The sequence below is a fragment of the Occallatibacter sp. genome (assembly GCF_049582745.1).
In the GTDB taxonomy this organism is placed as follows: domain Bacteria; phylum Acidobacteriota; class Terriglobia; order Terriglobales; family Acidobacteriaceae; genus Telmatobacter.
Window position 1 is genome coordinate 23,028 of the sequence record NZ_JBAUUO010000021.1, and the last position, 6,904, is coordinate 29,931.

4 protein-coding genes are annotated in these 6,904 nt (G+C 56.6%); 2 read left to right on the forward strand and 2 right to left on the reverse strand.

Features of this window, described 5'->3' with window-relative positions; translation table 11 throughout:
* Positions 1-30: 30 nt before the first annotated feature.
* Positions 31-1,350: an NAD(P)/FAD-dependent oxidoreductase gene (locus WCA10_RS02960; protein ID WP_472821001.1), complete on the forward strand. Its 1,320-nt coding sequence runs from the start codon at positions 31-33 to the stop codon at positions 1,348-1,350.
* A 388-nt stretch (positions 1,351-1,738) separates the two neighbouring features.
* Here WCA10_RS02960 and WCA10_RS02965 read toward each other — a convergent pair whose 3' ends face one another.
* Positions 1,739-3,112, reverse strand: coding sequence for a hypothetical protein (locus WCA10_RS02965; protein ID WP_472820996.1), 1,374 nt, complete (start codon positions 3,110-3,112; stop codon positions 1,739-1,741).
* A 200-nt stretch (positions 3,113-3,312) separates the two neighbouring features.
* Here WCA10_RS02965 and WCA10_RS02970 point away from each other — a divergent pair, with 200 nt between their 5' ends.
* Positions 3,313-5,664, forward strand: coding sequence for a winged helix-turn-helix domain-containing protein (locus tag WCA10_RS02970; RefSeq protein WP_472820997.1), 2,352 nt, complete (start codon positions 3,313-3,315; stop codon positions 5,662-5,664).
* 103 nt (positions 5,665-5,767) lie between these two features.
* Here the strand turns inward: WCA10_RS02970 and WCA10_RS02975 are convergent, their stop codons facing one another.
* Positions 5,768-6,529, reverse strand: a complete 762-nt coding sequence (locus tag WCA10_RS02975; RefSeq protein ID WP_472820998.1) for a class I SAM-dependent methyltransferase — start codon at positions 6,527-6,529, stop codon at positions 5,768-5,770.
* Positions 6,530-6,904: the final 375 nt, after the last annotated feature.

The window sequence follows — 6,904 nt, forward strand, 5'->3', positions numbered from 1 at the left end:
AAACCATACTGAATTGGTAGGTGCGTGCTGATGTTACCCAGGGTGGTTATTGTCGGTGGCGGCTTTGGAGGGCTCTCCGCCGCCCGCGCTTTGCGTAGCGCTCAGGTGAACGTAACGCTGATCGATCGACGGAATTATCATCTCTTTCGCCCGATGCTTTACCAGGTTGCGACGGGACTGCTCTCCGGAGACGAAATTTCCAGCCCATTGCGTTCCATCTTTAGTCGTCAGAAGAACGTTCATATACTCTTCGATGAAGTGACGGACATCAACTCAGACGAACGCGCCGTGCATCTGAGACGAGGTGACGTACCGTACGACTATCTCATCCTAGCGACCGGCATCCAGTACAACTATTTCGGGCACGACGAATGGCGAAACTTTGCTGCGGGCCTCGAATCGCTCGATGATGCCGACATCATTCGCGGCAAAATATTGCGTGCGTTCGAGCGAGCTGAGGAAATGGCTTCGATGGAACGTGCGGGGGGCGAGGAAATTCGTCGTCAACTTACGTTCGTGCTCGTTGGTGGCGGGACCGTAGGCGTGGAGATGGCCAGCACGCTCGCGGAGATGTCGCGCATCGAGTTGATCCATGACTTTCGCCATATAGACCCGGCATCCGCTCGCATCCTGCTGTATGAGGGTGGGCCTCGCATTTTGCCCACTTATTCGGAGGCTCTCTCCACCAAGGCGCAACGACACCTGGAGAGCCTGGGAGTTGCGGTTCTTACCAGCACTCGTGTCACAAGTGTGGATCCAGATGGAGTTGTCGTTGACGGACAGAAAGTTTTGGCCGGCACTGTACTGTGGGGAGCTGGTGTCATTGCGTCTCCGGCGGGACGATGGCTACGCGCAGAAACCGACAATTCCGGCAAGATCATGGTGGAACCGGACATGTCGCTCCGCGATCATCCGGAGGTCTTTGCCATCGGTGACACCGCTCATCTGGTTGCTCCGGTTCGAAACATGTTTGGCATTTCATCGCGGACGCCGATGCTGATGCCAGGAGTAGCTCAACCCGCAATTCAGGAAGGCAGATACGTGGCAGACGTCATTCGGCGCCGTGTCGCGGGGCATGCACAACCCAAACCTTTCTGGTACTGGGATAAGGGTGAGCTCGCCATCGTGGGGAGAGCGTATGCCGTGGCGGATTTGCGGTTCGCTCAGTTTGCGGGCTTCCTGGCATGGCTGGTCTGGGCAGGTGTGCACATCTACTTTCTTATCGGATTTGCGAATCGGCTGTTTGTGAGCCTGCAATGGGGCCTTGCTTTCCTTACCAAACGTCGCCGCGTTCGAATACTTCCTGAGGAACGTGCATCTGCTAACAACTTGATCGATCCAGCAGCCTGAAACTCACTAAATCCACCTCTACTGCAGGTTGCCAAATTCACTGTATTGCCGCAGTGACAGGGGCCGGCTGGCAGATTTACTCGCGATCGGTCAGTATGCGGGGATTTCCCTCAGGGGAATCCAACAGGCAAAACCACGTTTCCAGAACTGCGGCGGCTGGAAACGTGATTTGGCGATTTTACATAAATCGAGAGTTCCTCTCCGCGGCAACGGTCGTCATCATCAGTCCAATAAGATTGCCGTTGGTCGAGAAAGGGACTTCTATACCCGATTGCATCACTTTGAAAACGAAGTTGCCCTGCAAAGCAGGCTAGGTCGGTGCTCAAATCGACCTAACCCGCTATCTACCCCATGATGCGATCGGTGTGGTCACTCGATTAAGTTGAGCCTAGTGATTGACGCGGCCCAACCGGTCTTGAAGCAGCTTCCGAGCAGACTCCGGCAACTGAGGCTTCGTGCCATCGCTCTTGTTGTCTGGTTGCAGATAAGACCCGTCGCCATCCTCTTCACACCACTGGTCAGTACTCGTGTGACTGCATGGTGTGGCGAGAAAACCGTGAATCTCCTGGGTGACGAGATCGAAACCGAAGCCTGTAATCTGGCCGGAATCGTTGATGCCGTTGGCAAGCAGGGGAATAAGCTCCGTGTCAGGGGAAAGAAGTGCGCTGAGGGGTGTCAGTACGCCTTTCTTCCAAAGGAAGGGATTCGAGTCGCCAGTGAGCAGATCACCGTTGACCGAACCCCCGACCACTTCATCTTTGCTGTTAATTCCCAGTCCGGCGCTGTTCGTGTCGCCCTCGAGTCGGCCCAGATCCACCATGCCGGTCTCCCTTGTCCAGATGAAAGCTTCATCGTTCATGTTGCCAGGGCGAACCGCAGTCCCGACCACATGGTTCAGATTGTTGACGGCGAAGGCGATGTTTCCAATCCCAAGTATTGCGGGGTTGGCCTTTCCACCAAAGCCGCCGAGATCATGTGGCGTGCCGTTCTTATCCCACAGCACGGCATGAGCGCCGCTTGCAAAGGGAGGAAGCTGGGTATCGGAGCAATGGCCAGTCGTACCGACCGCTACGCTGTTGTCGTTGATCCAGAAAGCCTCACCAACTGTGTCGCCTGCGAGCGGCTTGAGTTCGTGGGCCTTTCTTTGCCTTCCGTCCCATACCACTGCCTCGTAATCCAGAACCTGCGGTCCGCTGCCGTTGATGGCAACACCAGCGGCGCAGTCGGGGTCACGCTCCCCAATCTCGGAGATGCCAGGAATGTCTCCCCAATTGTTGACGTTATTGCCCGCCGTGCCATTGTTGCCGCCTAGCAGCGGAAGCTGTGTCATGGCGCCAAATTGCCAGAGAAATGGCTTGCACTTCAGCCCCGTGCCATAGGAGCAGAAGTTCTCATTGTTCGGATCTGAGGCTTTCGTCTCCGCTTGGCCCGCCGCCTGCGCCCCGTCGTTGATGCCGAACACGCCGTTATTGGGCCCTCCCAGCCCGGGTACGCCGATGTCCAGTTTGGATCCCCGGAACCATAGCACCGCGTGCTGGCTTCCATCTGCAACGGTGGAGACGCCGCCGACCAGGCCCCATTTCGCGAGAGCACCCGCCTGGCTGAACGAACCGCCCGGTAAAGTACCAAGATCACGAAGCGTATATCGAGGAACGTGTACTGCTTTAGACTGTTCTGGTTGCTGTGCGACCATATTGGCCGACATCACGAGCACCGCCGAAATGGCTGCGCCGCCGATCCTGCTTGATAGTTGAAAGTTCATTTGGGCTCCATTGCCGAGATTCTGGTGATATTCTTTGGCGCAGGCTTCAGAAGCACCATGTGCAGGACGTGACTTGTGGGTGACTTCAACGTGATTTCGTCTCGCAACCGCGCATCTCTTGCGTTTGGAATCTGTAACGGCAGCCTTTTCGGCCTCTACACGCTGCCGGAACGCGCTTCACAGTGAGCGAGATTCGAGGAATGACCCTCCGTTTTGGTCCCTACGAGTTGAATACCCGCTCCGCCGAACTCCGCAACCTCGGCCAAAAGGTCCCGCTGCAGGAGCAGCCTTTCCAGATCCTGTGCCTGTTGACCACCTCCCCGGGCGAGCTTGTCACGCGCGAAGACATTCGTCGCCGCCTCTGGCCCGATGACACGATCGTCGAGTTTGAAAATGCCATCAACGCCGCGATCAAAAAGCTGCGCATCGCCCTTGCAGATTCGGCCGACGAGCCGCGCTACATCGAAACGGTCAAGCGCCGGGGATACCGCCTCATGGTGCCTGTAGAGCCCCTGCTGGCGATAAGCACTATTCCCCAGGTAGCCGAACCCATAGAGGCCTTGAGCCTCGAGTCAACCGCGACCCCGCCAAGGCCGGCCCCAGCAATAGCAAGACATTGGAAGGCCGTTGCCGGAGCCGCCATAGTGATCTGCTGCCTCGCAGCGAGCTATGTCTATCTTCGAAGGCCCCCTTTGCATCCTCGCAACTTGGCCGGCAGAGACAAGATCGTGCTCGCTGACTTCTTAAATCGCACCGGCGATCCGGTCTTCGATGGCACGCTTCGCCAGGGCCTCCGCGTACAACTGGAACAATCGCCAGTCCTGAGCCTGATCTCCGATGAGCGCATGCAGCAGGCTCTGCACCTCATGGGTCAGGCGGAAGACGCGCCACTCACGCCGGAGACCGCTCTCCAAATCTGTGCACGAACCGGAGGCGCGGCCGTCGTCGACGGCTCCGTCACCCGCCTCGGAAGCAGATACGTGCTGGGGCTGCGCGCCAGGGATTGTCGCTCGGGCGAGATTCTGGCCGAAGAGCAATCCGAAGCAACAGGAAAGGAGGGAGTCCTCAGCGCTCTCGGTCAAATCGCCGTCAATCTCCGCACCCGCATGGGAGAAACGCAGTCGACGATCAACAGGTACTCAACTCCGCTTGCCCAGGCCACAACTGGTTCTCTCGATGCACTCAAGGCTTACACCGATGGCTTCAGAGTTCTCTCCTCAAGCGGCTCTGCGGCCGCATTGCCTTTCTTCAAACATGCCATCGAGATTGATCCCGGGTTTGCGATGGCCTATGCGCACCTTGGGATTGTTTACACCAGCGTAGGAGAATCCGAACTTGCTTTGAAGAGCATTCAGCGAGCCTATGAGTTGCAGGGCAGCGTCAGCGAACCAGAAAAATTCTTTATCTCCGTTTCTTACTATGAGCAGGTGACAGGAAACCTGGAGCTTGCGCAACAGGTCTGCGAAGCCTGGGCACAGACATACCCCGAGGCCATGGAGCCGCACGGTTTTCTCTCCGGAGGTATCTATCCCGTGATCGGCAGATACGACAAGTCAGGCGAACACGGCCTTAAAACGATCGAGCTCGATCCGGACTTCGCCATCGGCTATAACATCACCGCCCTGAGCTACATCGAGCGGGACCGTCTCGCTGAGGCCGAGAACACACTCCGTCGGGCGAAAGATCGCAAGCTGGACATGCCCGACTTCTCTGTCGACCGATTCGAAATAGCATTTCTCAAGAATGATCAGGCAGCGATGGATCGCGAACTATCTTTAAGCCAAGGCCTTTCGGGAGTCGAAGACCTCTTGCTCAATCAGTCTGCCTTCAGCCTCGCCTACATCGGGCATCTGCAACAAGCCCGGCGTCGTTCAACCAATGCCGCTGTCATCGCAGGGCAGTCAGGCCAGACGGAGCGAGCCGCTTTGTTTGAGGCCGGCGAAGCGGTCAGAGAAGCCCTCTTCGGCAATGCTGCCGAAGCCGGCAAAACAGCGCGCGATGCGCTGAAGCATGGCAGGGATAAGGAAGTTGAGTACGGTGCAGCCTTCGCGCTCGTTCTCGCTGGTGATGCCCCTCAATCGAAAGTGATCGCTGACCAGCTAGAGAAGCAGTATCCCGAAGATACGTCGGTGAAGTTCAGCTACATGCCGACACTGCGGGCACTTCTCGCGCTGCACCACGATGGCCCCGCGAAGGCGATAGACTTCTTGCAGATCGCCACTCCGCATGAGCTCGGAACTCCGCAGAGCGCCGACTACGGTTTCTTCGGCGCACTGTATCCCGTCTATGCGCGAGGCGAAGCATTTCTCGCCGCTCGTCAAGGTATCGAAGCCGCCGCCGAATTTCAGAACATCATCGATCATCCGGGTGTCGTGGTGAACGATCCGATCGGTGCCCTGGCCCACCTGCAATTAGCGCGCGCCCAGGTCCTCGCCGGCGACACGCTCAAGGCGAAAGCCGCGTACCAGCACTTCCTAACTCTCTGGAAAAGCGCAGACCCCGACATCCCCATCCTGAAGCAAGCTCGAATCGAGTTCGCCAGCCTGCATTAATCGCTCTTGACTCGCGACAAGTAGCGACAAGAAAAACTGCCCGGTTCCGATCCAATTCTGCCGTGATGTTCCCAGGTTTGGCCTGATCATCGATGCGAATCCGTCAAACGCGTTCCGTAAGGATTCCGACCCGGCCGCCCATTTCTGGTCCTTCAGCTTTAAATGGTTCTTCAGAACATCCATGATGAGCTGAGATGAACTTTAATCCTGAAGACTGCAAGAGATGGATAAGTTCGGTGATTGTATATAAACGTAGTGACGCGGACTTTTGACCTTGCCCGTTGGGACCAAACCAATACCAAGTGGTTTGCACACGGCCAGAGATTGGATCGAAAGTTGGCTCTTCCACAACTAGCGTTTCGTCTGCAAGCCGATGTGCAGGCTTTAAATCACGGGAAAATCGCGCAACACCAGCGTCGCGGTGCATGGTATCGATGAGTACTCGGCCTCCCGGCCGAACTGCGAGATAGAGAGTCTTGAATATGGCTAGATCGTCTGTTTCGCTGCCGTACCCAATGGAAGAAAAGACATTGAACGCTGCATCAAAACGGCCATTGGGCAGAGTTTGACGCAAATCGTGCCTAACGTAGCAGAGGCGGTCCAGAGGAAGGTCACCTCTATTTTTCTCAGCTTGAGCCAATAGCTCTTCAGATTGATCCACGCCGCATACGATAGCGCCCCGCCTGGCGATTGGCAGCGAGAGTCGGCCGTAACCGCAAGGTGCGTCAAGAATGCGACATCCTTCATGGAGTGCGAGGAGCTTCCAGATTCCTTCTGCCTGTTGAGCCGTCTCTGCCGGTTTGTCAGCCCAACCCCAGATGCGAATGTAGTCAGCGTCAAAGAATGTTTTCCACCAGTTTTCCATATCAATCTAAGTGAATAGTACTCTTCGGCTCAGAGATGGCTCTGCAGACAGAGGCCGTTCTCAGCTCGTCACTCTGTCATTTCCATAGCCTGCTTTGGAAACGCGCGTCGCACAATGAACTTCCCGAATAAGGCCCGGTTTTGGAACGGCCACGGTTGTCCGAACCGGCTCGATGAGTGACTCGGCGATTTATCGCTCGTGAGAAAGCGATGCGGCTCCGTTCCGGCGATCATTTGTCCGGAAAGCCCGTTTGAACGAAGTCGCTGACGCGACGGACTGAGAGTTGTGGCTAGTTCAGCGAGGCACGCCGGGTTAGGGTGAGAGGTCATAGGGAGGAGGTTCCTATGACCCCACTTCACCAGCGCATGCTGCACG

Excerpts from the sequence above, each read along its gene's own strand:
- WCA10_RS02960 (WP_472821001.1), top strand. The coding sequence starts at position 31 with ATGTTACCCAGGGTGGTTATTGTCGGTGGCGGCTTTGGAGGGCTCTCC.
- WCA10_RS02965 (WP_472820996.1), bottom strand. The coding sequence starts at position 3,112 with ATGAACTTTCAACTATCAAGCAGGATCGGCGGCGCAGCCATTTCGGCG.
- WCA10_RS02970 (WP_472820997.1), top strand. The coding sequence starts at position 3,313 with ATGACCCTCCGTTTTGGTCCCTACGAGTTGAATACCCGCTCCGCCGAA.
- WCA10_RS02975 (WP_472820998.1), bottom strand. The coding sequence starts at position 6,529 with ATGGAAAACTGGTGGAAAACATTCTTTGACGCTGACTACATTCGCATC.